The sequence below is a fragment of the Roseovarius sp. genome (genome assembly GCF_965228755.1).
Taxonomy (GTDB): domain Bacteria; phylum Pseudomonadota; class Alphaproteobacteria; order Rhodobacterales; family Rhodobacteraceae; genus Roseovarius.
The window spans coordinates 26,023-50,556 of record NZ_CBDDIG010000013.1; the positions used below are offsets into that span (position 1 = coordinate 26,023).

Here is a 24,534-nt window from a genome sequence, read left to right on the forward strand (position 1 = left end):
CGCGGGATGGGGGACGGGTTCGATTATTTCGTGGTGTTCGCGGAGATGCGGACGGGGTCGAACTTCCTCGAGACCAACCTGAACGCGTTCGAGGGGTTCACCTGTCACGGCGAGGTGTTCAACCCGCATTTCATCGGCTATCCGAATACCACGCATATCCTTGGCGTGACCCAGGCGGACCGGGAGGCGGACCCCGCCGCGCTGATCGCGACGATCCGGGACAGGACCGAGGGAATGGGCGGGTTCCGGTTCTTCCACGACCATGACCCAAGGGTGCTGGATATCTGCCTGGACGATCCGCGCTGTGCCAAGATCATCCTGACCCGAAACCCGGCCGAGAGCTATGTCTCGTTCAAGATCGCGCAGGCGACGGGGCAGTGGAAGCTGACAAACGTGAAGCGGCGCAAGGACAGCAAGGTCGACTTCGATGCGAAGGAGTTCGAGGAGCATGTCGCCGCCCTGCAGGAGTTCCAGGTCTACCTGATGAACCGGCTGCAGGTGAGCGGGCAGACGGCGTTCTACGTCGATTACGAAGACCTGCAGGATGTCGAGGTGATGAACGGGCTGGCGGCGTTCCTCGGGTCGGAGGAGCGGCTGGAAAAGCTCGACGAGTCGCTGAAGAAGCAGAACCCCAGCCCGCTGTCCGAGAAGGTGTCGAATTTCGACGCGATGGAGCGGGCGATTTCGGGGCTGGACCGGTTCAACCTTGGACGGACACCGAATTTCGAGCCGCGTCGCGGGCCGGCGGTGCCGGGATTCGTGACCGGTGCGCGGGCGCCGCTTCTGTTCATGCCGATGCGTGGCGGACCGGAGGCCGAGGTGCTGGCGTGGCTGGCGGATCTGGACGGCGTGCCGGTCGAGACGCTGCCGACGCAGATGAACCAGAAGGGGCTGCGCAAGTGGAAGCGGAGCAAGCCGGGGCACCGGAGTTTTACCGTGCTGCGGCACCCGGTGGCCCGGGCACATGCGGTGTTCTGTTCACGCATCCTTCCGCGCGGGCCGGGGACGTTCGCGGATATCCGCAAGACATTGCGGAACTTTCACAAGCTGCCGATTCCCGGGGATCAGCCGGGGGAAGAGTATGACGTGGCGGCGCATCGCGCGGCCTTTGTCGCGTTCCTCGAGTTCCTGAAGGCCAACCTGAACGGGCAGACCAGTATCCGGGTCGACGCGCACTGGGCGAGCCAGTCGGCGGCGTTGCAGGGCATGGCGCAGTTCGTGCTGCCGGATCTTATCCTGCGGGAAGAGGAGATGCGGCCGGCGCTGACGCGGTTGGCGGGGGAGGTGGGATACCCCGACGCCCGGGCCCCCGGCGCGGCGGAGGCGGACAGCCCGCACGCGCTGGCAGATATCTACGACGAAGAGATAGAGGCGCTGGCCGCGCAGGTGTATCAGCGCGACTATATCCTGTTCGGGTTCGGGCCGTGGGGTTGAGCGCCGCTCAAGCGGCCTGAACCGACTGCGATTCCGTGAGGATGGTGTAGAGCGTGGCCGGGTCGGAATTGGCCCGCAGCTTGGCGCAGAGCGCCGGGTCGCGCAGGGTGCGCGAGACCAGCGCCAGCGCCTTGAGGTGTTCCACGCCCGCATCGCTGGGGGCGAAGAGGGAAAAGACGAGGTCGACCGGCTGGCGGTCGACCGCGTCGAAATTGATCGGCTTTTCCAGCACGACCATGGCGCCGATCACTTCCTCGACACAGTCGAGCCGGGCATGGGGGAGGGCCACGCCGTGGCCGACGCCGGTGGGCCCGAGGCTTTCCCGCTCCTGCAGCGCGTCGACGGCGTTGGTGTGGCTGACATCATAGGCGGATTCGACGATCATGCCGAGTTCGTGAAAGAGCCTCTTCTTGCTCGATACACCAGACAACACACGCACGGCCTCAGGTTTGAGGATCATTGAAACGTCCATCTTTTGCTCCGCGGAAACGGCCCGGTACCCTATACCCAGCTACTCGTTCTAGGGGTCGATCCAGCCAATATTTCCATCGTCACGGCGGTAAACGACATTGAGCCCGTTCTTCCCTTCATTTCTGAAGACCAGTACGGGAACACCTGCCAGCTCCATCTGCATGACCGCTTCGCCGACCGAGAGAGACGGTATCTTGGTTTCCATCTCGGCCACGATGATCGGCTGCAGGCTTTCGGGTTCCGAATCCTCGCCTTCTTTTTCAGACGCGAGGATATAGGACGATGCGCCCGCGAGTTCAACAGGCACGGCACGTGCGCGATGATGATCTTTCAGGCGGCGTTTGTATCGCCGCAGCTGCTTTTCCATCTTCTCGCAGCATTGGTCGAAAGCGGCATAGATTTCATGGGCTTGCGCCTTGGCCTGCGCCGTCAGCCCGGTCGAGAGGTGAACGGTCGCCTCGCAGGCGAATTCGCTCGAACTCTTTGAAAATATGATCTGCGCATCCGTGGGCCGTTCGGCGTATTTCTCGATGACGCCCTGCAACTCCTGCTCCACATGGGTTTTCAGGGCGTCGCCGACGTCGATATGTTTTCCACTGATCTGATAGCGCATCGTGCCTCCTCTTAGTGACGCGACGGATCGGCCGGCGGCAGAGTGACGCCCCCGGAAAAGCCTGATCCAAAAAACACGTGGCAGCATGCTTCCGGCTTGTTCCTGCGCCGTCCCGGTGATGCGGGTCCCATGCGACGACAGACGTTAAGCCAGAAGTTCATGTGACAATTGACGCGTTTTCCGCGGCGCTTGTCAATGGAGTATGACGGGGGGATGACGGGAAACGCGGGCAAGTGCCGGACGTTGTTCAGGATATCCGGAAATTGTCGCCGAGATAGACACGACGGACATTCTCGTTGGCGACAACATCCTTCGGACTGCCGGACATGAGCACCTGGCCGTCATGCAGGATATAGGCCCGATCGACGATCTCGAGCGTTTCACGGACATTGTGATCGGTGATCAGCACGCCGATGCCGCGGGTCTTGAGATCGGCGACGAGGCGGCGGATATCGCCCACCGAGATAGGGTCGACCCCGGCGAAGGGTTCGTCGAGCAGCAGGTATTTCGGGTTGGCGGCGAGGCAGCGGGCGATCTCGACCCGGCGGCGTTCCCCGCCGGACAGCGCCAGCGCGTGCACGCGGCGGAGGTGTTCGATGGAGAACTCGGACAGCAGCCCCTCGAGCTTTTCGCGGCGCTTGTGGCGGTCGCGTTCCGAGATGTCGAGGATAGACATGATGTTATCCTCGACCGACATGCCGCGAAAGATGGACATCTCCTGGGGAAGGTAGCCGATGCCCAGCTTGGCGCGGCGGTACATCGGCAGGGTCGTCACGTCGCGCCCGTCGATCATCACCTGCCCGCCTTCGGGATAGACCAGCCCGGCGATGGCGTAGAACGTCGTCGTCTTGCCCGAGCCGTTGGGGCCGAGCAGGGCCACCACCTCGCCCTGTTCCATTTCGAGAGAGACGTCGCGGATGACGACGCGCTTCTTGTAGCTCTTGCGGATCGCCTTGACGGTAAGCCCGGTGTTGTGATGCGCCAGGTGCAGGCGGCGTTCGGCCACGGTCATTCCTCGCCCCCCTGGTTGAGGACGGTCTTGACCCTGCCGGACATGCGGGCGGTTCCTGCGCGTGTATCGACGACCATGGTTTCCGAAGATAGGGCGTTCGCGCCCTGCAGCAACAGCACGTTGCCCTGCATCTCGATCATCCCGGTCTCGATATTGTAGTCCGCGCGGGAGGCCTCGGCGGCATCCTGCCCGCTGACCAGCGTGACACCGCCGGTCGCCTGAAGGGTTTTGATGCCGCTCTGGTCCTCCTTGTAGACGACCAGAACGCGCGGCGCGGAAAGGCGCATGTCGCCCTGTCCGATCTTGACGTTGCCGGTGAAGATGGCGGTGCCATCCTCCTGGTCGACGTCGAGATTGTCGGAGGTCACCTCGACCGGGAGGTTGCTGTTCTCCTGCATGTTCCCGAAGGCGACCTGGGCGCCCTGTGCCGCGGCGAGGCCGGGTACAGCAAGAAAGAGGGTGGCGGCAAATGCTTTGAACCAATCGAGCACGGGAGTCATTCCTCGGAAATTTGCGGTTGGTATATCAGCTTGACCCCGTCGGTGAAAAGCAAATGTGCATTGCCGGTTTCGGCGTCGTTCTCAAGTACCATCCGGCCCGCCGATAGATCGCCCGCAGGGGCGGTGCCCTCGACCGGGCCGGGGCTTTCGGCATAGAGGTCGTCGAACCGCGCCTTGAGCAGCTCGGTCTCCATCACATAGCCGGTGGTGGTTTCGATATGGACGTTGCCCGCCAGCGAGGCTGTCTGGTTGTACTGGTTCATCTCGCCGCGATCCGAGGTGATCTTTACCTTGGCGCCGGAGTTGAGCAGGAAGTCGGCGGTCACGTCCTCGGCCAGGAAGAGCCGGGAATCTTCGGGCGAGGGGCGTGAGCGGACGGTCTGGACGATCACCTCGTCGCCAGAACTTGTGACGCCGGCGAAGGTGGCGTTGGTGGCGCCCTGATCCTGGGCGCGTTGCTGGAGGTCGATATCGACCATCGGCAGCGCCTCGTCGGGGTGGAAGTTGTTGGAAATCAGGAACAGGGTCGACAGGATGCCGAGCGCGGCCAGCGGCAGGATGATCTTCATCCATGCCACGATACGGGAATGAAGATTGTCCCGCCGCGCCATTGTCAGTGGGCGAAAATGTCGATCTCGGGCCAGCCTTCGAGATCGAGCTTCGCCCGGGTGGGCAGGAAACCGAAACAGGCGTTGGCGAGGTCGGTGCGGCCTTCCCGCGAAAGGCGCTCGTCGAGTTTTTCCCGCAGCTGGTGGAGATAGAGCACGTCGGAGGCGGCGTAATCGAGCTGGGCCCCGGTCAGCTCGGCCGCGCCCCAGTCGGAGGATTGCTGCTGTTTCGAGATGTCGATGCCGAGCAGTTCCTGAAGCAGGTATTTCAGCCCGTGCCGGTCGGTATAGGTGCGGATCAGCTTGCTGGCGATCTTGGTACAGTAGACGGGGGCGGCCAGCGCGCCGAAGGCGTTGTACATCGCGGCGATGTCGAACCGGCCGAAGTGGAAAAGCTTGAGCACGTCGGGATTCACGAGCAGGGCTTCGAGATTGGGCGCGCTGGTCTGACCCTGCGTGATCTGGACGATATGCGCGTTGCCGTCGCCGCCGGAAAGCTGCACCACGCAAAGCCGGTCGCGATGCGGGTTGAGGCCCATCGTCTCGCAATCGATGGCCACCACGGGGCCGAGATCGAGCCCGTCGGGCAGGTCGTTGCGGTACAGATGGTTCGCCATGTTGCCTTTTCCCCTTGCTGCGCGCGGACTTTTCACCGGCGCGGCAATTCATGTCAATCGTCAAAGCCGTGCCCGTGCGGGCGCCCGGTGCGGGGTCAGAGCGGCGATCTGAAGAAGGTGGGGACGGGGTGGCCGGTTTCCAAGGCGTCGAGGAAGCCCCGGGCGGTATCCAGCGCCTCGCGGATCGTCACGTCCATGTCGAGGTAGCGATAGGTGCCGAGCCGCCCGACGAAGGTGGTGTTTCCGGCGGTCTCGGCGAGGGCGGTGTAATCGGCCAGCAGCGCTTTCTCCCTCACTTGCCGGATGGGGTAGTAGGGGATGTCATCCGGCCCGCAGGCGCGCGAGTATTCGCGGTAGCAGACGGACGCCTCGTGGCTTTCCCACGGGGCGAAATGCTTGTGCTCGGTGATGCGGGTGTAGGGGATGTCGGCATCGCCGTAGTTCATCACCGCGCAGCCCTGGTAATCGCCATCATGGGTGAAGCGTTCGAAATCGAGCGTGCGATAGCCCAGGTGGCCGAGCCGGTAGTCGAAGAACCCGTCGAGCGGCCCGGAATAGAAGACGTGGTCGTATTCGGCGGCCTGCGACCGGTCGAAGAGGGTGCCCAGGTGAACGGCGATCGAGGGATGCTCGAGGATGCGGGCGATCATCTCGGTGTAGCCATGCTCGGGCAGGCCCTGGAAACGGTGGCGGTAGTAGTTGTCGTTGTAGTCGAAACGCAGTGGCAGGCGCTTGAGGATCGAGGCGGGCAACTCGGACGGGTGACAGCCCCATTGCTTCATCGTGTAGCCCTTGAAGAAGGTCTCGTAGAGGTCGCGGCCGACAAACTTCAGGGCCTGCTCCTCGAAGTTCCGCGGTGTGGCGATGGTGGCGTCGGCCTGTGTCTCGGCGATGAAGGTGCGGGCCTCCTCGGGGCGGAACGTGGAGCCGAAGAACTGGTTGATGGTGTGCAGGTTGATGGGGAGCGAATACACCTGTCCGCGGGCGGTGGTCTTGACCCGGTTGATGTAGGGTTTGAAGGTGGCGAACCCGTTCACGTAGTCCCACACCTCGGCATCGTCGGTGTGGAAGATATGCGGGCCATAGGCATGGACCAGCACGCCGGTCTGTTCGTCACGCTCGGTATGGCAGTTGCCGCCGATGTGAGGGCGGGCGTCGACCACGGTGATGTCGAACCCGGCCTTGGCCAGTGTGCGGCCGATGACCGCGCCGGACAGCCCGGCCCCCACCATGAGGAGTTTTCCTGTCGCCATGCCTTCGCGCCCCGCGCGGTTACGTGTTCAGCGTGTTAAACGTGAAAGGCCGGGGCGCCGCAACCCGGAGGGCGGCGCGTCCGGGTCATTTCATCAGTTCGGTGTGATACGCGATCGCGTCCTCGAGATCCTCGAAATAGGTCACGCTGCCATTCTCGAGCACGAGGCCGGAATCGCAGAAGTTCCGAAGGCCCGCCATCGAGTGGTTGACCACGATGGCGCTGGAGGTGGCCATGCGGTTCTTGAAGACCTGCTGGCTTTTCCGCTTGAACCGCGCATCGCCGACCGCGGTCACCTCGTCCACGAGGTAGGTGTCGAAATGGATGCCCATGGACGCCCCGAATGCCAGCCGCGAGCGCATCCCCGACGAGTAGCTTCGGACCGGCATGTTGAAGAAATCGCCCAGTTCCGAGAAATCCTCGACAAAGGCGATAAGCTCCTCGGTGTCCACGCCATAGATGCGGGCGAGAAACTTGACGTTCTCGGCGCCGCTGAGGTCGCGGTGGATGGCCCCGGCTAGCCCGACCGGCCAGGAGATCGACCCGTCGCTGACGATGCGGCCGCTGTCGGCGTTCATCGTGCCGGCGATGATCTGGAGCAGGGTCGACTTGCCGGCGCCGTTCCGCCCCAGCAAGCCGAGCGACCGCCCGCTGGGAAGGGTCAGGTTGAGGTTGTCGATGACGACCTTCTGCCTTCCCTTGATCCAGAAGCTTTTCGACAGATTCTCGAAGCGGATCATCGCGAGCCTCAGGAACGATCCCGGATGGAATAGTAGACCAGCGCCAGTATCGACCAGAAGAGCAGCAGGAACAGCGCCGCCAGGCCCGTCAGGATCAGGCGTTGCGGGTATTCGGAGGCCTGTGCCAGCGTCGGCTTGATATATGTGGCGAGGTAGCGGCTTTGCCTGTTGGCCTCGTCTCGGGCGGTTTCCAGCGCGGTCAGGGCCGCGGTATAGGCCTGCTCGGCATACTCGCGATCGACGCTCAACCGCTCGAAATCGGCGATCAGGGAGGGGTAATCCTGGCTGACGCCTCCGGTTTCTGTGCTGGACGAGGCGAAGTTGCGCCGCTCGATGGCGATCCGGTCGCGGATGACGTCGATGCGCTGCTGGGCTTCGCGAAGCCGGGGATCGTTCTCGCTAGAGGTGCCGCGCAGCAGATCGTACTCCACCAGAACCGAGGCCAGTTGCTGTTGCAGGCTGGTCATCACGCCCATGCGGGTCTGGATGTCTGTTTCCGGATCGACGATCTGGGAGCGGGTGCGAAACTCGGTGATTGCCTCGCGGGCGTTCTTGAGGCGCTCGATGGCTTCGTCGAGATCGTCCTGGGCATATCTCATCGCGTCTTCGCGCGCCTGCAGGTTCAACTCGTTGATGCGGGCCTGGCTGATCGAGACGATCTCGCGCGAAATCTCCTGCGCCATGTCGGCATCGAAGGCCTTGACCTGAACCTCGATCAGGCCGGTCGAGGAATCGTAGGACACGCCAACCATGCGGTTCCAGTACCAGATCAGGTCTTCCTGCGTGGCGTCGTTCCAGATCGAGAAGACCCAGTCGTTGGGCCAGTACTGGGAATAATGGGCGCGCAGGTCGATGCTGTTCGAGACGGCCTGGACCATCTCCTGGCTCTGGATGAACTCGTAGAGGATGTCGCTGTCGGAGGCGGTGGAGGCGCCGGCAAAATCGGCCAGGCCGCCGAGGAGCTCGTTGGCGCCGCCCTGCTCCTGGCTTCGGACGGTGAAACCGGCGATCGAGTGGTACTGGTCTTCGGCCACGGTAAAGAGATACGCCACGGTCGCCACGAAGGGGATGACCGCCAGGAACAGGAAAGAGGTGATCAGGCCCCAGTGCCGTTTCTTCAGCCTGGCAGGCCCGGCCACCGGGCGAACCGCGGGCTGGGCGCTCTCGTCCGGCTGGCCGCCGGCCGGGCCGGAAGGCGGCTGTTTGGGCGCGGCCTGCTGCCTTTCGCCGGCGGGGGTCTTGTTGGGGGCTGCGGCCGGGTTCGGCGAGGCCCTGCGGGCGGGCTGTTTCGCCGTGCCGGTCGCGGGGCCGGTCGTGCCGACCGAAACCGGACGGCGCACGGGGGCGGGTTCCTCGGCGGGCTCAGTCTCGGGGCGGCGGCGGGACGCGAAAGGCATGGCGTCGTCACCACCCGCGCCGGTGTTGCCGGATCGCGTTGCCTGTCCGGTGTTCGGGTCGTCGGAATTGCCCGGCTGGCCCTCTTTTGCCGCCCCATCCCGGGCGGCTGAGCTGCGATTTGTCATTATTATACGATCCAGGCCTCAAGCCGTTTTCAATCTTGCTCTCTGTCTAGCATATCATGGACAGAAATCACCAGTGTTCGCGTGTCGGGACAGGCGGGCATCCGCAGGGATGGCGCCTTGACGGGCAAGCGCGGCCCTTCATTCGTGCGGCTCGGGCCCGGCCAGACGCTTTACCGCGTCGTGGCTGACATCGAGGCGGTTGAACAGCCCGTCGAAGACCGCCCGGCTCATCAACCGCAGGAAGGCGCGGCGGGAGCCGGAGTGGTGGCGGACCTTGGAGAACCATTTCGGCAGCACGATCAGCAGGGCCGGCCAGAACAGCCAGCCGGCGGCCATGCGGTAGAGCAGGAGCAGGTTGCGGTGATGGTAGTAGATCTTCCACAGCGGCCGGAACCTTTGCCCCTTGGCGGCGCCGGAGCCGCCGAAGGTGGTGAAATCGTGCTCGAAGGCCACCTGTGGCAGGAAGGCGATGCGCCCGCTCGCGCGGGTGAGGCCGAGGGTATAGAGACCGTCGTCGCCATAGAGGAACAGACGGCCGTCGGGGAAGCCCGCCATGTCAAGGGCGCGGCGGGAAATGAAAAAGCCGACGAAGGAGGTCACGTCGATCTCGCAGCCGTCGCCGTCGTATTCGGCATGGGGGATGTGGAAGCCGTTCCGTCCCTTGCGAAAGGTCCGCAGGAACAGGCGCCAGTGCCAGAACGGGTTGCGCGAGGGGCGGTTCATCTCGCAGATCCGGCCGTCGGGGAAATAGACGGCGGCGGCGATGGCGTCCCATTTTTCGGGCGGCAGGGCGTGAAAGGCCGCGAGCGCGCCGGGCAGAGGGCGGGCGTCGTCGTCCATCACCACGAGCCAGTCGGGATCGTGCCGCGCGACGGCATGCCGCATGCCGGTCTCGAACCCGCCGGCGCCGCCGAGATTTACCTTGCTGGTGACGATATCGAGCCGCGGATTCGTCTGGGTCGCGAGCCAGTCGGCGGTGTCGTCGGTCGAGGCGTTGTCGACGATGACGATGGCGGAGAGGAGTGAGGGCCCGGAGGCAAGCAGGCGGTCGATGGTGGGCCCGAGCTTGTCGAGCCGGTTGTGGGTGACCACGACGGCGACCAGTCGGCGGGATGTAGGCGGTGTCTGGTCCGGCACTTGGTTCTGAAACCCTTGCATTGCTGGGTCGGGGAAAGCCCACACTTGACGCGTGATGTCAAACCGTTTGGCGGCAGCGGGGCCCGTGCAGGCCAGAGTTTGCAAGTTTTGGGGAATGGTGCCCAGGAGAGGACTCGAACCTCCACGTCCATACGGACACTAGCACCTGAAGCTAGCGCGTCTACCAATTCCGCCACCTGGGCCGGTGTCGTGAGGACGCCGTTTAGCCGGGGGCCGGGGCGCTGTCAACGGCGATTTTCCGGTGGGCCGGCAATCGGGCATCACGCCTTGTCGAAGCCCGCGCGGGAGGCTAGGAAGAGGGGTGAACGGCAAGACTGCGGAGGCCAGCATATGCCCAAGTCAAAACTCGTCACGATCTTCGGGGGCTCCGGTTTCCTGGGGCGGTATATCGCGCGGCGGATGGCCAAGGCGGGCTGGCGGGTCAGGGTGGCCGTGCGGCGCCCGAACGAGGCGGTCTATGTGCGGACCTATGGCGTCGTCGGCCAGGTCGAGCCGGTGCTGTGCAATATCCGCGATGACGAGAGCGTGCGCTCGGTGCTGCGCGGGGCGGATGCGGCGGTGAATTGCGTGGGCACGTTCGACAAGGGCGGCAAGAACAATTTCGACGCGGTGCAGAACAAGGGGGCCGCGCGAATCGGCCGGATCGCCAAGGAAGAAGGCGTGGCGCGGCTGGTGCACATCTCGGCCATCGGGGCCGATGCGGAGGCCGAGACGCTTTATGGCCAGAGCAAGGGCCAGGGCGAGAACGCCATTCTCGAGTCGTTCCCCGATGCCGTGATCCTGCGGCCGTCGGTGATGTTCGGGGCGGAGGATTCGTTCTTCAACCGCTTTGCCGGGATGACCCGGTGGGGGCCGATCCTGCCGGTTGTCGGGGCCTCGACGAAGTTCCAGACCGTGTGGGTCGACGATGTGGCCGCCGCCGCCGAGATGGGCGTGAAGGGCACGGCCGCGCCGGGGATCTACGAGCTGGGCGGGCCGGACGTGAACACGTTCCGCGAGCTGATGCAGCAGATGCTGGGGGTGATCCATCGCCGGCGGATGATCATCAACATCCCGTTCTGGATCGCCTCGATCATGGCCGGGGTGATGGAGTTCGTGCAGGCGATCACACTGGGCCTCGTGCCGCCGCAGATCACCCGTGACCAGGTGCAGACGCTGAAGGACGACAACGTGGTGTCGGACGGGGTGAAGACCTTTGCCGACCTCGGGATCGACCCGGTGGCGATGGAGGCGGTGCTGCCGGATTACCTGTGGCGGTTCCGGCCGGACGGGCAGTATGACGACATCAAGCGGTCGGCCTCGAACCTGCGGGGCGCCTAGGCGTAGGCGACAAACAGCAGGATGATGCCGAGGATCACCCGGTAGATCACGTAGGGCGTAAAGCTGACGGTGCGCAGGAGGCGCATCATGATGGTGAGCGCGAAGAGGGCCGCGACGAAGGCCAGGGCGGCGGCGATGCCGCAGTCTTTCAGGAGCGCGAGGTCGGCGTTGAGCATCGCCTCGCCCGAGAGCAGAACGCCGCTGGCGACGATGGTGGGCACCGACATCAGCATCGAGAGTTTCGCCGCGTCGTGGCGGTTGTAGCCGAGGAATCGGGCGCCGGTGATGGTGATGCCCGAGCGGGAGGTGCCGGGGATGAGGGCGATGGCCTGCCAGACGCCGACGACCATGGCATCGGTCAGCGTCCAGTCCTTCTGGGAGCGGGTGGTCTCGCCGAACTGGTCGGCCCAGTAGAGCAGGATGCCGAAGATCAGCATCGCCCAGGCGATCACCGCGACCGAGCGCAGGTAGATGTCGAGCCCGGTGAGCTTGAGGATCAGGCCGAAGGCGATGACCGGCACGGCGGAGACCAGCAGGAGCAGGGCGAGTTTCGCCCCCTCGGTGTCGGCGCGGCCCATGAGGAGGCGGGGCAGGCCGAGCATGGCCTTGCGCATGTCGGACCAGAAATAGATCAGCACGGCGAAGAGGGTGCCCACGTGGACGGCGACGTCGATGGCCTGGCCCTGATCCTGCAGGCCGGTGAGGTGGGGGAGGAGAATCAGGTGGCCGGAGGAGGAGATCGGCAGGAATTCCGTAAGCCCCTGAATCAGGGCGATGATGACGAGGTGGAAGAGGGGCATCGGCGGAATTCCGGCGGGTGAGGAGATTTGGCCCAGCTATAAACCACTGAGTTTCAGGAGAAAGATTTGATTTAGGTCCGGTTCGGACTTAAAATCTTACTGAAGGGTAAAGAAAAAGCGCGGATTGCAGCAATTATTTTCGTAATAGGTCAGTCGTTCTGACTTTATTTCCGGATTACCATAAAGTAAAGAAGGCCGGTATTTCGGAAATTCGGAGACGGCCCCGTGGCAAAGCAGCCTATGTTGAAATTCGTGACTGTAGAACGGTCCATGCCTGAAAAGCGTTCAGCCACCGAACGCAACCAGGACTTTCACGAGATCTATGCCGAGTATGCCGCCGAGAAGGCGAAGGAGCAGTCTGGCCGCTGCAGCCAGTGCGGTGTGCCCTATTGCCAGAGCCACTGCCCGCTGCACAACAACATCCCCGACTGGCTGCGCCTGACGGCGGAGGGCCGGGTGAAGGAAGCCTACGAGCTGAGCCAGCTGACCAACACCTTTCCGGAGATCTGTGGCCGCATCTGTCCGCAGGACCGTCTGTGCGAGGGCAACTGCGTGATCGAGCAGTCGGGCCACGGCACGGTGACGATCGGGCAGGTGGAGAAATACCTGACCGATACCGCGTGGGAGGAAGGCTGGGTCGAGCCGATCACCGCGTCGGAGGAACGGCCCGAGTCGGTCGGCATCATCGGTGCGGGCCCCGGCGGACTGGCGGCGGCGGACATGCTGCGCCGCGCCGGTGTGCAGGTGACGATCTATGACCGCTACGACCGGTCGGGCGGGCTGATGATCTATGGCATTCCCGGCTTCAAGCTGGAGAAGGACGTGGTCATGCGCCGCAACGAACAGCTCGAGAAGGGCGGCGTGGAGTTCGTGATGAATTGCGACGTGGGCAAGGATATCAGTTTCGAGGAGATCCGCGAAAAGCACGATGCGGTGCTGATTGCGACGGGGGTTTACAAGAGCCGTGACCTGCAGGGTCCGGGCTCTGGCGCCGGCGGCATCGTGCGGGCGATCGATTACCTGACGGCGAGCAACCGGAAGAGCTTCGGCGATGACGTGCCGGAATTCGAGAGCGGCGAGCTGAACGCCGAGGGCAAGCGCGTGGTGGTGATCGGCGGCGGTGATACGGCGATGGATTGCGTGCGCACGGCGGTGCGGCAGGGGGCGACCTCGGTCAAGTGCCTGTACCGGCGCGACCGGCAGAATATGCCGGGCAGCCAGCGCGAGGTGGACAATGCCGAGGAAGAGGGCGTGGTGTTCGAATGGCTGAGCGCGCCCAAGGCCTTTGTCGGCGACCCGGTGACGGCGGTGAAGGTGCAGCAGATGCGCCTTGGCGCGCCGGATGCGACCGGGCGGCAGACACCGGAGGAGATCGAGGGGGCCGATTACGACGAGCCTGCCGATCTGGTGATCAAGGCGCTGGGTTTCGAGCCGGAGGAACTGCCGACGCTGTGGGGCGTGGAAGAGCTTGCCGTGACCCGCTGGGGCACGATCAAGGCGGAGTTCACCACCGGCCGCACGGCGATGGACGGGGTCTATGCCGTGGGCGACATCGTGCGGGGCGCCAGCCTTGTGGTCTGGGCGATCCGCGACGGGCGGGACGCGGCCGAGGCGATCCTGGAGGATCTCGACGGTGGCCGGCAGGCCATCGCGGCGGAGTGACATGCGACGTCGGTATAACGTCGGTATTTTGTCGGTATTGCGTCGGTGCCGTGAGAAGCGCCCGGCGGCAGACGGGTCAGGTGGCCTGACCCATCGGATGAAGGAACGGTCAACAGTGAAGACGGGGATCAACAGGGCATGGTGTCGGATGGCGGCCGCTCTCGTGGCGGTTTCTGCCGCGCCGTCGCTTGGCCACGCCGATCTTGCCATGTGGCAGGAGATGCCGCTGGAGGCCTGTAACCCGGTTTACGCTGTCCAGAAGCGGGGTTGCCAGCTTGAGAAGGTCTTTACCTGCTCGGTTGGCGGCGAAGATTTCTTGCTCTACCGGGAAATTGACGAAGACTTGTCCGTCTCGACTGAAATCACGGATCTTGAAGGCGGGTCCGTCGTGTACTGGAACGACGACGGTGATTTCAACCTGATCGACATTGCGGAGGACCGCGACCCTGTATCCGTCAGTGAACTTATGGAAACAGGCCGCGATGTTTTCGATCATACCGCGCTGATGATTATCGCCCCGTTCATCGACCCCATTCCTGCACGTTTCACAGGCGAAATGCGTTTGACGGACGAGACCTTGGTTCTTGATCGTACCGTTTTCACGAAGCTTTCGTCCGAATACCGCTTTACGCTGAACTCCTTGGATCTCTTCTGGACAGGCGAACAATATCTGGATCGAGACAGCCATGCGATTGATGCTGGCAGTGGGACAGGTCGCATCGACGGTTCAGAGATGCCGGAAATCGCAGAGCCAGTTGAGATCATCTATCCCGATGAACCGGGGTTCGCGAGCGATCAGCCACAATACGACTGCGAGGCAATCAGCAGCATTGCCGCGCCGAACAGCCTATCCGCGAAAGGATAATGCCATGACCAAATTCGACACCAACTGGGCCAAGAACGAGGAAGCCAAGCGCAAGTGGCTGGCCGAGAACGGCATGTATTCCGAGGAGGAGGAGCATTCCTCCTGTGGCGTCGGGCTTGTCGTGTCGGTGGATGGATCCCCCAGCCGCAAGGTGGTGGATGCCGGGATCAATGCGCTGAAGGCGATCTGGCACCGGGGCGCGGTGGATGCCGATGGCAAGACCGGCGACGGTGCCGGCATTCACATCCAGATCCCCGTGCCGTTCTTCTATGACCAGGTGCGGCGCACCGGGCACGAGCCGCGGGAAGACCAGCTGATGGCCGTGGGGCAGGTGTTCCTGCCGCGGACGGATTTCGGCGCGCAGGAGACCTGCCGGACGATCGTGGAGACGGAAGTCATCCGCATGGGGCATTACATCTATGGCTGGCGGCACGTGCCGGTGGATGTGAGCGTTCTGGGCGAGAAGGCCAACGCGACGCGGCCCGAGATCGAGCAGATCCTGATTTCCAACGCCAAGGGGATCGACGAGGAGGATTTCGAGCGGGAGCTTTACGTCATCCGCCGCCGGATCGAGAAGGCCGTGGCCGAGGCGGGGATTCACGGGCTTTATATCGCGAGCCTGAGCTGCCGGAGCATCATCTACAAGGGCATGATGCTGGCCGAGCAGGTGGCGGATTTCTATCCCGACCTGCAGGACGAGCGGTTCATCAGCGCCTTCGCGATCTATCACCAGCGCTATTCGACCAACACCTTCCCGCAATGGTGGCTGGCGCAGCCGTTCCGGATGCTGGCGCATAACGGCGAGATCAACACGCTGAAGGGCAACATCAACTGGATGAAGAGCCACGAGATCCGGATGGCGAGCGCGTCGTTCGGGGATCATGCCGAGGATATCAAGCCGATCATCGCGGGCGGGTCTTCGGATTCGGCGGCGCTGGATTCTGTTTTCGAGGTTCTGGTCCGGGCCGGGCGGAGCGCGCCGATGGCGAAGACGATGCTTGTGCCGGAAAGCTGGTCGAAGCAGGCCGAGGAGCTGCCCGAGGCATGGCGGGACATGTATTCCTATTGCAACTCGGTGATGGAGCCGTGGGACGGGCCCGCGGCGCTGGCGATGACCGATGGCCGCTGGGTTTGTGCGGGCATGGACCGGAACGGGCTGCGGCCGATGCGGTACGTGGTGACGGGTGACGGGCTGGTGATTGCCGGGTCCGAGGCCGGGATGGTGCCGATCGACGAGGCCACGGTGCGCGAGAAGGGCGCGCTTGGGCCGGGGCAGATGCTGGCCGTGGATATGCAGAAGGGGCAGTTGTACCACGACACCGAGATCAAGGACAAACTGGCGCGCGCCCTGCCGTTCGGCGAGTGGGTCGGCAAGATCAACGACATGGACGAGATCCTGGCCGGGGTGACGGAGAAGCCGCTTTACACCGGGGCCGAGCTGCGCCGGCGGCAGATCGCGGCGGGCTACACGATCGAGGAGCTGGAAAGCGTGCTGGCGCCGATGGCGGAAGACGGCAAGGAGATGGTCGCCTCGATGGGGGATGACACGCCGAGCGCGGTGCTGTCGAAGAGCTATCGGCCGCTGAGCCACTTCTTCCGGCAGAATTTCAGCCAGGTGACGAACCCGCCGATCGACTCGCTTCGGGAGTTCCGGGTGATGAGCCTGAAGACGCGGTTCGGGAACCTGAAGAACGTGCTGGACGAGAGCGGCGCGCAGACCGAGATCGTGGTGCTGGAAAGCCCGTTCATCGGCAATGCGCAATGGGCCGCGCTGATGCGCGAGTTCGAGGGGGAGGTGACGCAGATCGACTGTACCTTCGCGCCGGGCGAGAACGCGCTTCGCGACGGGCTGGCGCGGATCAGGGCCGAGGCGGAGGATGCCGTGCGCTCGGGTGCCGGGCATATCGTGCTGTCGGATACCGGGGTGAGCGAGCAACGGATCGGGATGCCGATGATCCTGGCCACGAGTGCCGTGCACAGCCACCTGACGCGGAAGGGCCTTCGGACGTTCTGTAGCCTGAACGTGCGGTCGGCGGAGTGCATGGACCCGCATTATTTCGCCGTGCTGATCGGCGCTGGTGCGACCGTGGTGAACGCCTATCTCGCCGAGGACAGCCTGGCCGACCGGATCGAGCGGGGGCTGCTGGATGGCGGGCTGACCGAGAACGTGGCGCGGTATCGCGAGGCGATCGACCAGGGGCTGCTGAAGATCATGTCGAAGATGGGGATCTCGGTGATTTCGTCCTATCGCGGCGGGCTGAACTTCGAGGCGGTGGGGCTGTCGCGCGCGATGTGCGCGGAGTATTTCCCGGGCCTGACCAGCCGGATTTCCGGGATCGGGGTCAGCGGGATCCAGGCGAAGCTGCAGGACGTGCACAAGCAGGCCTTCAAGGGCGGCAAGGATATCCTGCCGATCGGGGGGTTCTACAAGGCGCGGAAGTCGGGCGAGACCCATGCCTGGGGCGCGCAGACGATGCACATGATGCAGATGGCGTGCAACAAGGCGAGCTTCGAGCTTTGGAAGCGGTACAGCCAGGCGATGCAGGCGAACCCGCCGATCCATTTGCGCGACCTGATGGCGATCAAGCCGCTGGGCAAGGCTATTCCGCTGGAAGAGGTGGAAAGCGTGACCGCGATCCGGAAGCGGTTCGTGACGCCGGGGATGTCCCTGGGCGCGCTGAGCCCGGAGGCGCACAAGACGCTGAACGTGGCGATGAACCGGATCGGCGCGCGGTCGGACAGTGGCGAGGGCGGGGAAGACCCGGCGCATTTCACGCCGGAGCCCAATGGCGACAACCCGTCGGCGAAGATCAAGCAGGTGGCATCCGGCCGGTTCGGCGTGACCGCCGAGTACCTGAACCAGTGCGAAGAGCTGGAGATCAAGGTGGCGCAGGGCGCGAAGCCCGGCGAGGGCGGGCAGCTGCCCGGCATGAAGGTGACCAAGCTGATCGCGCGGCTGCGGCATTCGACGCCCGGCGTGACGCTGATTTCCCCGCCGCCGCACCACGATATCTATTCGATCGAGGATCTGGCGCAGCTGATCTATGACCTCAAGCAGATCAACCCGACCGTGAAGGTCTGTGTGAAGCTGGTGGCGCAATCGGGCGTGGGCACGATTGCCGCGGGCGTGGCCAAGGCGAAGGCCGACGTGATCCTGATTTCCGGTCACAATGGCGGCACCGGGGCGAGCCCGGCGACCAGCATCAAGTACGTGGGCCTGCCGTGGGAGATGGGGCTGACCGAGGCGCACCAGGTTCTGTCGATGAACCACCTGCGCGACCGGATCACCCTGCGGACCGACGGGGGCCTGCGGACCGGCCGCGATATCGTGATGGCGGCGATGATGGGGGCCGAGGAATACGGCATCGGCACCGCGGCGCTGATCGCGATGGGGTGCATCATGGTGCGGCAGTGCCAGTCGAACACCTGCCCTGTCGGTGTCTGTACGCAGGATGAGAGCCTGCGTGCGAAGTTCACCGGCAATGCGGACAAGGTGGTGAATCTCATTACCTTCTACGCGCAGGAGGTGCGGGAAATCCTGGCCAGCATCGGTGCGCGGTCGCTGGACGAGGTGATCGGGCGGGCGGACCTGCTGACGCAGGTCAGCCGGGGCTCGGCGCATCTGGACGACCTTGACCTGAACCCGATGCTGATCACCGTGGATGGGGCCAAGGACATCGTCTATGACCGCAACAAGCCGCGGAACGAGGTGCTGGATACGCTGGATGCCGAGATCGTGCGGGATGCGGCGCGGTTCCTGAACGATGGCGAGAAGATGCAGCTGCATTACGCGGTGCAGAACACCGACCGGACGGTGGGCACGCGGGTGTCGAGCCATATCGTGCGGAATTTCGGGATGCGCAACGCGCTGCAGCCCAACCACCTGACGGTGAAGCTGACCGGCAGCGCGGGGCAGAGCCTTGGGGCGTTTGCCGCGCCGGGGCTGAAGATCGAGGTGTCGGGCGATGCCAACGACTATGTCGGCAAGGGCCTGTCGGGGGGCACCATCGTGGTGCGCCCGCCGCAGATGAGCCCGCTGGTGGCGGCGGACAACACGATCATCGGCAACACGGTGCTGTATGGCGCAACCGCGGGCTACCTGTTCGCCAGCGGCCGGGCCGGCGAGCGGTTCGCGGTGCGGAACTCGGGCGCGCATGTGGTCGTGGAGGGCTGCGGCTCGAACGGGTGCGAGTACATGACCGGGGGCGTTGCCGTGATCCTTGGCGAGGTGGGCGCGAACTTTGCCGCCGGGATGACCGGGGGCATGGCCTATCTCTATGACCCGGACGGCAAGGCGCGGAACCTGATCAACGCAACCTCGGTCGTGGTCTGCCCGGTGACGGAAGAGCATTGGCTGGGACAGCTGGAAGAGCTGATCGAGCGGCATGCCGAGGAGACCGGCAGCCGGCGGGCGCAGGACATCCTGCAGTACTGGGAGCTGGAGAAGGGCAACTTCCTTCAGATCTGCCCGACCGAGATGCTGAACAAACTGGACTATCCGCTTGGCATCGAGGACGAGGCGATTCCGGCGGAATAGGGTCTGGATCGGGACCATGCCGGGCCGTGGGCGCGCGATCGTCGCCGCCTGTGGCCCGGCGTGCTGTCGGATGCCTCCGGCGGGGATATTTGGACCAAGAAGAACGCCGTGACCGGTGCCATCGCAGGGGCGGTGCGGACCTGCGGGTTAATAATATGACTTTCCCAAGTTGCTGAAGTTTGGCGAAAATCCGGAAATGGCGGATACTGACCCAGGGTAACTGGGAGAATCACTAATGAAAATTCGTTTGTTTATTTCCGGCGCCGTTGCGGCGCTTGGCCTTGCGGCCGGGCCGGTGGCGGCCGGGCAGTGCGGGTATCAGTATTGCTGGGGTGCGGTGGGCTTTGGCCCGGGGGGGGCTTATGGCTGGTCGCACAGCTACCCGTCGCAGCAGGAGGCGTATAACCGCGTCAACCAGGAATGCGGGGGCAATTGCACGCAGATCAAGACCTTCTACAATACCTGCGCGGCGATGGCCGTGGGCGCCAACAATGGCTGGGGCTGGGGTCACAGCCCGAGCCGCGCCGGGGCCGAGAACATCGCCATGGGATACTGCAACCAGTACGATTACGGGTGTTCGATCCGGGTCTGGGCCTGTTCGTTCTGACGCGCGGGATCCGGATCGCCGGTATTGAAAGACACCTGCGGGCGCTGTAGCGGACACGGGATGGCCAAGCGCAAACCGGCAAAGACGAAAAAGACGGGCGGCCGGGCGAAACGGGGGTTTCGCCCGTTGGCGCTTGCGTGGCGCTGGGGCGTGCGGCTGATCCTGCTGGTGGCGCTGGTGGCGGGGTGCATGATCGTCGCGCACCGGGTGCTGAACCCGCCCAAGACGATCTACATGCGGCAGGAAGAGGCGCGGCTGGGCCGGATCGACCACGTGTGGGTGCCGCTGAAGAACATCGCGCCGGTGATGGCGCGGGCGGCGGTGGCGGCGGAGGATGCGGAGTTCTGCAACCACTGGGGGTTCGACATGTCGGCGATCCGCAGTGCGATCGAGGAGGGCAGCGGGCGCGGCGCCTCGACCATCAGCCAGCAGACGGTGAAGAACGTGTACCTGTGGCACGGGCGGAACTGGCTTCGGAAGGCGCTGGAGGCGATGATCACGCCGGTGGTCGAGATCGTCTGGCCGAAGCGGCGGATCATCGAGGTCTATCTCAACGTCGCGGAGTTCGACGAGGGGGTGTTCGGGGTCGAGGCGGCGGCGCGGCATTACTTCGGCGTGGGGCCGGACAAGCTTTCGCCGACGCAGGCGGCGCGGCTGGCGGCGGTGCTTCCGGACCCGAAGGGACGGTCGGCCGCGAACCCCTCGGCCTATGTCCGGAAACGGGCGGCTTCGATCCTAGACGGGGCGGCCACGATCCGCCGCGACGGGAGATCGGCCTGTTTCGAGGATTGAAATACGCCGATATTCCGGGCATGGAGGAACGCAGCCCGGCGCAGAACAGCAAGACGGTCATGGCAAAGCTTTATCACGTTCCCCTTTCCCCCTTTTGCCGCAAGGTGCGGCTCGTGCTGGCCGAGAAGCGGATCGAGTGCGAGCTGGTGGAGGAGAAATACTGGGAGCAGAGCCCGGATTTCCTGCGCCGCAACCCGGCGGGCAAGGTGCCGGTGCTGAAGCTCGACGACCGGATGATGGCGGAGAGCACGCCGATCTGTGAATATATCGAGGAAAAGTATCCCGAGCCGCCCCTGATGCCGAAATCGGCCGAGGCGCGGTACGAGGTGCGGCGGCTGGTCAGCTGGTTCGACGACAAGTTTCACAGCGAGGTCACCTCGAACCTGCTCTATGAGCGGGTGAACAAGAAGGTGATGAAACAGGGGTTTCCGGACAGCTCGAACGTGAAGGCCGGGGCGAAGGCGATCAAGTTCCACCTCGATTACATGACCTGGCTGCTGGACCAGCGGCGGTGGCTGGCCGGGGACGTGATGACGCTGGCGGATTTCACGGCGGCCGCGCATCTGAGCTCGCTGGATTATATCCGTGACGTGGACTGGAACCGGTCGGAGATCGTGAAGGACTGGTATGCGAAGATCAAGTCGCGGCCGGCCTTCAGGGGGATCCTGGCGGACCAGATCCCGGGGTTTCCGCAGCCGGCGCATTATGCGGACCTGGATTTCTGATCGTGGACCGTGTTCGGGGGCGCTGCCCCCGTCGTTGAACCCCTGCGGGCTTCAACGCCTCCCCCGGGATATTTCCGGCCAGAAGAAGCATGGGTGATCTGAAGGACAGGCTTGTGGCGCGGGCCCTCGAGGAGGGGTTTGACGCGTGCCGGGTGTGCCGGCCTTGGGATGTGCCGCAGGTGCCGGGGCGGCTGGCGGAGTTTCTCGACAAGGGGCGGCACGGGCAGATGGGGTGGCTGGCGGAGCGGAGCCACTGGCGCGGGGCGCCGCAGGTTCTGTGGCCCGAGGCGCAGTCGGTGATCGTGCTGGGGGAGAGTTACACGCCGGATGTGGACCCGATGGCGACGCTTAATGAGCCGGAGGTCGGCACGGTGTCGGTTTACGCGCGGAACAGGGATTATCACGACACGGTCAAGAAGCGGCTGAAGCGGTTGGCGCGGTGGCTGATTGCGGAAGGCGGCGGGGATGTGAAAGTTTTCGTCGACACGGCGCCCGTGCCGGAGAAGCCGCTGGGGCAGGCGGCGGGGCTGGGGTGGCAAGGCAAGCATACCAACCTGCTGAGCCGGGAGCTGGGCAACTGGTTCTTTATCGGGTCGGTGTTCACGACGCTGGAACTAGAGACTGATCCCGCCGAAAGCGACCATTGCGGGTCGTGCCGGGCGTGCCTGGATGTCTGCCCCACAGAGGCGTTCCCGGCGCCTTATCAGCTCGATGCGAGGCGGTGCATTTCCTACCTGACGATCGAGCACAAGGGGCCGGTGGACGAAGAGCTGCGGGCGAAGATGGGCAACCGGATCTATGGCTGCGACGATTGCCTGGCGGTGTGCCCGTGGAACAAGTTCGCGGTCGAGGCGCGGGAGGTGAAATATCACGCCCGCGACGACCTGACGGCGCCGGGGCTGGCGGAGCTGGCGGCGCTGGACGATGCCGGGTTTCGCGAGCGATTTTCGGGCAGCCCGATCAAGCGGATCGGGCGGGACCGGTTCGTGCGGAACGTGCTTTACGCGATCGGCAATTCGGGGGCGCCGGCGCTGCGGCCGGTGGCGCAGGGGTTGTGCGAGGATCCGGACGCCACGGTGGCGGATGCGGCGCGCTGGGCGGTGGGGCGACTGGATGATGCCGCAAACGGGATGGACCGGGGCTGAAAAGCCGGTAAACCGCTGACAGCGAAGCACAAGGAGAGAGGCGCATGGCGCTTTTGCTGGGGGTCGATACCGGCGGGACCTATACGGATGCCGTTCTGATCAGGGATGAGCGCGAGGTGGTGGCGAGCGCCAAGGCGCTGACCACGCGGCACGACCTGGCCGAGGGGATCGGCAAGGCGGTGGCGGCCGTTCTGAAGGAGAGCGGGGCGGATGTGGCGGAGATCGGGCTGGCCTCCCTCTCGACGACGCTGGCGACCAATGCGCTGGTCGAGGGGCAGGGCGGGCGCGTGGGGCTTGTCTATATCGGGTTCCGGGAGCGTGACCTCGAGGGGCACGGGCTGCGCGAGGCGTTGGGGGGTGATCCGGCGCTGGTGATCGCGGGTGGGCATTCCCATGCAGGCGGAGAGGCGGCAAAGCTGGATGAAGCGGCGCTTTGGGCATGGTTAGAGACTGATATGGGCGTTTCCGGCTTTGCCGTGGCGAGCCAGTTCGCGACGCGGAACCCGGCGCATGAGCTGCGGGCGGCGGAGATGATCCGGGCGGCGACGGGCAAGCCGGTGTCGTGCTCGCATCACCTGTCGGCGCGGCTGAACGGGCCGAAGCGGGCACTGACGGCGGTGCTGAACGCGCGGCTGATCGGGATGATCGCGCGTCTGATCGAGAAGGCGGAGGGCAAGCTTGTCGAACTGGGGATCCATGCGCCGCTGATGGTGGTGCGGGGCGATGGCGCGCTGATCTCGGCGGGGCAGGCGAAGGAGCGGCCGATCGAGACGATCCTGAGCGGGCCGGCGGCGAGTATCGTGGGCGCGTGCTGGATGACGGGTGAGACGGAGGCGCTGGTGTCCGACATTGGCGGGACGACGACGGATGTTGCCGTGTTGCGGGGTGGCAAGCCGGCGATCGACCCTGCCGGGGCGAGGGTCGGGCCATGGCGGACGATGGTGGAAGCCGTGGCGATGCGGACGACGGGCCTTGGCGGGGACAGCGAAGTTCACGTGATGGACGAGGGGCTGATCGGTGGTGTGAGGCTGGGGCCGCGGCGGGTGGTGCCGGTGAGCCTGATCGCGGTGGAGGCGCCGGAGCTGGTGCACCGCGTGCTGGACGAGCAGTTGCGGAGCGAGACGCCCTGCGAGCATGACGCGCGGTTCGTGCGGGCGGTGCCGGGGGTAGAGGCTGGCGGTTTGCAGGCGAAGGATGCGGCGCTGCTGGAGCGGATCGGCGACGGGGTGCAACCGCTGGGCGCGGTGCTGAAGACGCGGCTGGAGATGGCCGGGCTGATGCGGCTGGTGAAGCGGGGCCTGGTGCAGGTCTCGGGCGTGACGCCGTCGGACGCGGCGCATGTGCTGGGGCGGCAGGCGCAGTGGGACGGGGAGGCGGCCGAGAAGGCGGTGGCGCTGATCGGGCGGAAGCGGACGGGGAGTGGCAATCGGTTGAACCCCGAGCCGATGGCGATGGCGCAGATGATCATCGACCAGCTGACGCATCAGACGAGTTTGGCCTTGTTGGAGACTGCTTTTGCCGAGGAGGAGGTGGATTTCGGGTTGTCGCCGGAGGCGCTGGCGCGGCATGTGCTGTTGCAGAAGGGGCTGGACCATCACCGGGGTTTGATGCGGCTGGAGGCGGGGCTGAACCTGCCTGTTGTCGGCCTGGGTGCCTCGGCGCCGGCCTATTACGGGGCGGTGGGCGAGCGGTTGTCGTGCCGGATGGTGTTGCCGGAGCATGCCGGGGTGGCGAATGCGATCGGCGCGGTCGTCGGTCGGGTGACGATCCGGCGGAGCGGGACTGTGACGAGCCCGGCAGAGGGGCGGTTCCGGGTGCACCTGGAGCGCGGGCCGGAGGATTTCAGCGATGCGGAGGCGGCGATGGCGGCCTTGCAGGGGGCACTTGAGTCGGACGCGCGGGCCGAAGCCGAGCGGGCCGGGGCTCAGGATATCCATGTGAGCGCGTCGCGGGAGATGAAGGTGGCGCAGGCGGAGGCGCGGGAGGTGTTCCTGGAGGCGGAGATCACGGTGGAGGCGAGCGGGCGTCCGCGGATTGCCGGTTAGCTTGCGGTTGACGGCGGGGTGATTGCGCGGGAAGCCTTAAGGGAGAGGCGGTGCGCCTGGATATGGAGTTGGGGGCGCTGCCCCCATCGCCGCGGGGCGGCGATTCCC

Annotated in this window: 21 protein-coding genes and 1 tRNA gene; 10 read left to right on the top strand and 12 right to left on the bottom strand. The window is 64.9% G+C overall.

What is annotated here, in order from left to right; genetic code table 11:
* Positions 1-6 precede the first annotated feature (6 nt).
* The gene (locus tag ACO07J_RS18445; protein WP_422031674.1) at positions 7-1,434 is read left to right on the top strand and encodes a sulfotransferase family 2 domain-containing protein; all 1,428 of its coding nucleotides are present in this window, start codon (positions 7-9) and stop codon (positions 1,432-1,434) included.
* 7 nt (positions 1,435-1,441) lie between these two features.
* Here ACO07J_RS18445 and ACO07J_RS18450 read toward each other — a convergent pair whose 3' ends face one another.
* From ACO07J_RS18450 to ACO07J_RS18500, 11 genes are all read right to left on the bottom strand, one after another.
* The gene (locus tag ACO07J_RS18450) at positions 1,442-1,906 is read right to left on the bottom strand and encodes a PTS sugar transporter subunit IIA (protein WP_422031676.1); all 465 of its coding nucleotides are present in this window, start codon (positions 1,904-1,906) and stop codon (positions 1,442-1,444) included.
* Between the two features lie 48 nt (positions 1,907-1,954).
* On the bottom strand, positions 1,955-2,518 hold the full coding sequence (hpf, locus tag ACO07J_RS18455) for a ribosome hibernation-promoting factor, HPF/YfiA family (RefSeq protein WP_422031678.1): 564 nt from the start codon (positions 2,516-2,518) through the stop codon (positions 1,955-1,957).
* Between the two features lie 247 nt (positions 2,519-2,765).
* On the bottom strand, positions 2,766-3,530 hold the full coding sequence (gene lptB / locus ACO07J_RS18460) for an LPS export ABC transporter ATP-binding protein (protein WP_422031680.1): 765 nt from the start codon (positions 3,528-3,530) through the stop codon (positions 2,766-2,768).
* Complete coding sequence (gene lptA, locus ACO07J_RS18465; RefSeq protein ID WP_422033432.1) at positions 3,527-3,928, bottom strand: lipopolysaccharide transport periplasmic protein LptA; 402 nt, start codon at positions 3,926-3,928, stop codon at positions 3,527-3,529. The genes lptB and lptA overlap by 4 nt, the downstream gene beginning before the upstream one ends.
* 98 nt (positions 3,929-4,026) lie before the next feature.
* Positions 4,027-4,599 (bottom strand): LPS export ABC transporter periplasmic protein LptC, encoded by a 573-nt coding sequence (gene lptC / locus ACO07J_RS18470; protein WP_422031682.1) that lies wholly within the window; start codon positions 4,597-4,599, stop codon positions 4,027-4,029.
* A gap of 44 nt (positions 4,600-4,643) precedes the next feature.
* Complete coding sequence (locus ACO07J_RS18475) at positions 4,644-5,255, bottom strand: ribonuclease D (protein ID WP_422031684.1); 612 nt, start codon at positions 5,253-5,255, stop codon at positions 4,644-4,646.
* A gap of 95 nt (positions 5,256-5,350) precedes the next feature.
* Positions 5,351-6,508 carry a UDP-galactopyranose mutase gene (glf, locus tag ACO07J_RS18480; protein ID WP_422031686.1) on the bottom strand — a complete coding sequence of 386 codons (1,158 nt, stop codon included), beginning with the start codon at positions 6,506-6,508 and terminating at the stop codon, positions 5,351-5,353.
* An 85-nt stretch (positions 6,509-6,593) separates the two neighbouring features.
* Complete coding sequence (locus ACO07J_RS18485) at positions 6,594-7,247, bottom strand: ABC transporter ATP-binding protein (protein ID WP_422031688.1); 654 nt, start codon at positions 7,245-7,247, stop codon at positions 6,594-6,596.
* 8 nt (positions 7,248-7,255) lie between these two features.
* On the bottom strand, positions 7,256-8,644 hold the full coding sequence (locus ACO07J_RS18490) for a sugar transporter (RefSeq protein ID WP_422031690.1): 1,389 nt from the start codon (positions 8,642-8,644) through the stop codon (positions 7,256-7,258).
* A 264-nt stretch (positions 8,645-8,908) separates the two neighbouring features.
* Positions 8,909-9,862 (bottom strand): glycosyltransferase, encoded by a 954-nt coding sequence (locus tag ACO07J_RS18495; RefSeq protein ID WP_422031692.1) that lies wholly within the window; start codon positions 9,860-9,862, stop codon positions 8,909-8,911.
* Between the two features lie 161 nt (positions 9,863-10,023).
* Positions 10,024-10,110 (bottom strand) — tRNA-Leu (locus tag ACO07J_RS18500).
* Positions 10,111-10,258: 148 nt separating this feature from the next.
* On the opposite strand from ACO07J_RS18500, the gene ACO07J_RS18505 reads away from it, so the two are divergent.
* On the top strand, positions 10,259-11,248 hold the full coding sequence (locus ACO07J_RS18505; protein WP_422031694.1) for a complex I NDUFA9 subunit family protein: 990 nt from the start codon (positions 10,259-10,261) through the stop codon (positions 11,246-11,248).
* Here the strand turns inward: ACO07J_RS18505 and ACO07J_RS18510 are convergent.
* Positions 11,245-12,048 carry an undecaprenyl-diphosphate phosphatase gene (locus ACO07J_RS18510; RefSeq protein WP_422031696.1) on the bottom strand — a complete coding sequence of 268 codons (804 nt, stop codon included), beginning with the start codon at positions 12,046-12,048 and terminating at the stop codon, positions 11,245-11,247. The genes ACO07J_RS18505 and ACO07J_RS18510 overlap by 4 nt on opposite strands.
* A 225-nt stretch (positions 12,049-12,273) precedes the next feature.
* On the opposite strand from ACO07J_RS18510, the gene ACO07J_RS18515 reads away from it, so the two are divergent.
* The 8 genes from ACO07J_RS18515 to ACO07J_RS18550 all read left to right on the top strand — a co-directional run bounded on the left by ACO07J_RS18515 (position 12,274) and on the right by ACO07J_RS18550 (position 24,426).
* Positions 12,274-13,710: an NAD(P)-dependent oxidoreductase gene (locus ACO07J_RS18515; RefSeq protein WP_422031698.1), complete on the top strand. Its 1,437-nt coding sequence runs from the start codon at positions 12,274-12,276 to the stop codon at positions 13,708-13,710.
* A 115-nt stretch (positions 13,711-13,825) separates the two neighbouring features.
* Entirely contained in the window at positions 13,826-14,575 is a 750-nt protein-coding gene (locus tag ACO07J_RS18520) for a hypothetical protein (RefSeq protein WP_422031700.1), read from the top strand.
* Positions 14,576-14,579: 4 nt separating this feature from the next.
* Positions 14,580-19,112, top strand: a complete 4,533-nt coding sequence (gene gltB / locus ACO07J_RS18525; protein WP_422031702.1) for a glutamate synthase large subunit — start codon at positions 14,580-14,582, stop codon at positions 19,110-19,112.
* A 235-nt stretch (positions 19,113-19,347) separates the two neighbouring features.
* A complete protein-coding gene (locus ACO07J_RS18530) occupies positions 19,348-19,719 on the top strand; it encodes a DUF4189 domain-containing protein (RefSeq protein WP_422031704.1) in 372 nt (123 codons plus the stop codon).
* Positions 19,720-19,779: 60 nt separating this feature from the next.
* Positions 19,780-20,511, top strand: coding sequence for a monofunctional biosynthetic peptidoglycan transglycosylase (mtgA, locus tag ACO07J_RS18535; protein ID WP_422031706.1), 732 nt, complete (start codon positions 19,780-19,782; stop codon positions 20,509-20,511).
* A gap of 59 nt (positions 20,512-20,570) precedes the next feature.
* Positions 20,571-21,236 carry a glutathione S-transferase family protein gene (locus tag ACO07J_RS18540; RefSeq protein ID WP_422033434.1) on the top strand — a complete coding sequence of 222 codons (666 nt, stop codon included), beginning with the start codon at positions 20,571-20,573 and terminating at the stop codon, positions 21,234-21,236.
* An 89-nt stretch (positions 21,237-21,325) separates the two neighbouring features.
* On the top strand, positions 21,326-22,381 hold the full coding sequence (gene queG / locus ACO07J_RS18545) for a tRNA epoxyqueuosine(34) reductase QueG (RefSeq protein ID WP_422031708.1): 1,056 nt from the start codon (positions 21,326-21,328) through the stop codon (positions 22,379-22,381).
* A 44-nt stretch (positions 22,382-22,425) separates the two neighbouring features.
* Positions 22,426-24,426 carry a hydantoinase/oxoprolinase N-terminal domain-containing protein gene (locus tag ACO07J_RS18550; protein ID WP_422031710.1) on the top strand — a complete coding sequence of 667 codons (2,001 nt, stop codon included), beginning with the start codon at positions 22,426-22,428 and terminating at the stop codon, positions 24,424-24,426.
* Positions 24,427-24,534: the final 108 nt, after the last annotated feature.

What these genes read in the sequence shown, in the direction of transcription:
- ACO07J_RS18445 (WP_422031674.1), top strand. Translation starts at nt 7, where the DNA reads ATGGGGGACGGGTTCGATTATTTCGTGGTGTTCGCGGAGATGCGGACG.
- ACO07J_RS18450 (WP_422031676.1), bottom strand. Translation starts at nt 1,906, where the DNA reads ATGGACGTTTCAATGATCCTCAAACCTGAGGCCGTGCGTGTGTTGTCT.
- hpf (WP_422031678.1), bottom strand. Translation starts at nt 2,518, where the DNA reads ATGCGCTATCAGATCAGTGGAAAACATATCGACGTCGGCGACGCCCTG.
- lptB (WP_422031680.1), bottom strand. Translation starts at nt 3,530, where the DNA reads ATGACCGTGGCCGAACGCCGCCTGCACCTGGCGCATCACAACACCGGG.
- lptA (WP_422033432.1), bottom strand. Translation starts at nt 3,928, where the DNA reads ATGCAGGAGAACAGCAACCTCCCGGTCGAGGTGACCTCCGACAATCTC.
- lptC (WP_422031682.1), bottom strand. Translation starts at nt 4,599, where the DNA reads ATGAAGATCATCCTGCCGCTGGCCGCGCTCGGCATCCTGTCGACCCTG.
- ACO07J_RS18475 (WP_422031684.1), bottom strand. Translation starts at nt 5,255, where the DNA reads ATGGCGAACCATCTGTACCGCAACGACCTGCCCGACGGGCTCGATCTC.
- glf (WP_422031686.1), bottom strand. Translation starts at nt 6,508, where the DNA reads ATGGCGACAGGAAAACTCCTCATGGTGGGGGCCGGGCTGTCCGGCGCG.
- ACO07J_RS18485 (WP_422031688.1), bottom strand. Translation starts at nt 7,247, where the DNA reads ATGATCCGCTTCGAGAATCTGTCGAAAAGCTTCTGGATCAAGGGAAGG.
- ACO07J_RS18490 (WP_422031690.1), bottom strand. Translation starts at nt 8,644, where the DNA reads ATGCCTTTCGCGTCCCGCCGCCGCCCCGAGACTGAGCCCGCCGAGGAA.
- ACO07J_RS18505 (WP_422031694.1), top strand. Translation starts at nt 10,259, where the DNA reads ATGCCCAAGTCAAAACTCGTCACGATCTTCGGGGGCTCCGGTTTCCTG.
- ACO07J_RS18510 (WP_422031696.1), bottom strand. Translation starts at nt 12,048, where the DNA reads ATGCCCCTCTTCCACCTCGTCATCATCGCCCTGATTCAGGGGCTTACG.
- gltB (WP_422031702.1), top strand. Translation starts at nt 14,580, where the DNA reads ATGACCAAATTCGACACCAACTGGGCCAAGAACGAGGAAGCCAAGCGC.
- ACO07J_RS18530 (WP_422031704.1), top strand. Translation starts at nt 19,348, where the DNA reads ATGAAAATTCGTTTGTTTATTTCCGGCGCCGTTGCGGCGCTTGGCCTT.
- mtgA (WP_422031706.1), top strand. Translation starts at nt 19,780, where the DNA reads ATGGCCAAGCGCAAACCGGCAAAGACGAAAAAGACGGGCGGCCGGGCG.
- ACO07J_RS18540 (WP_422033434.1), top strand. Translation starts at nt 20,571, where the DNA reads ATGGCAAAGCTTTATCACGTTCCCCTTTCCCCCTTTTGCCGCAAGGTG.
- queG (WP_422031708.1), top strand. Translation starts at nt 21,326, where the DNA reads ATGGGTGATCTGAAGGACAGGCTTGTGGCGCGGGCCCTCGAGGAGGGG.
- ACO07J_RS18550 (WP_422031710.1), top strand. Translation starts at nt 22,426, where the DNA reads ATGGCGCTTTTGCTGGGGGTCGATACCGGCGGGACCTATACGGATGCC.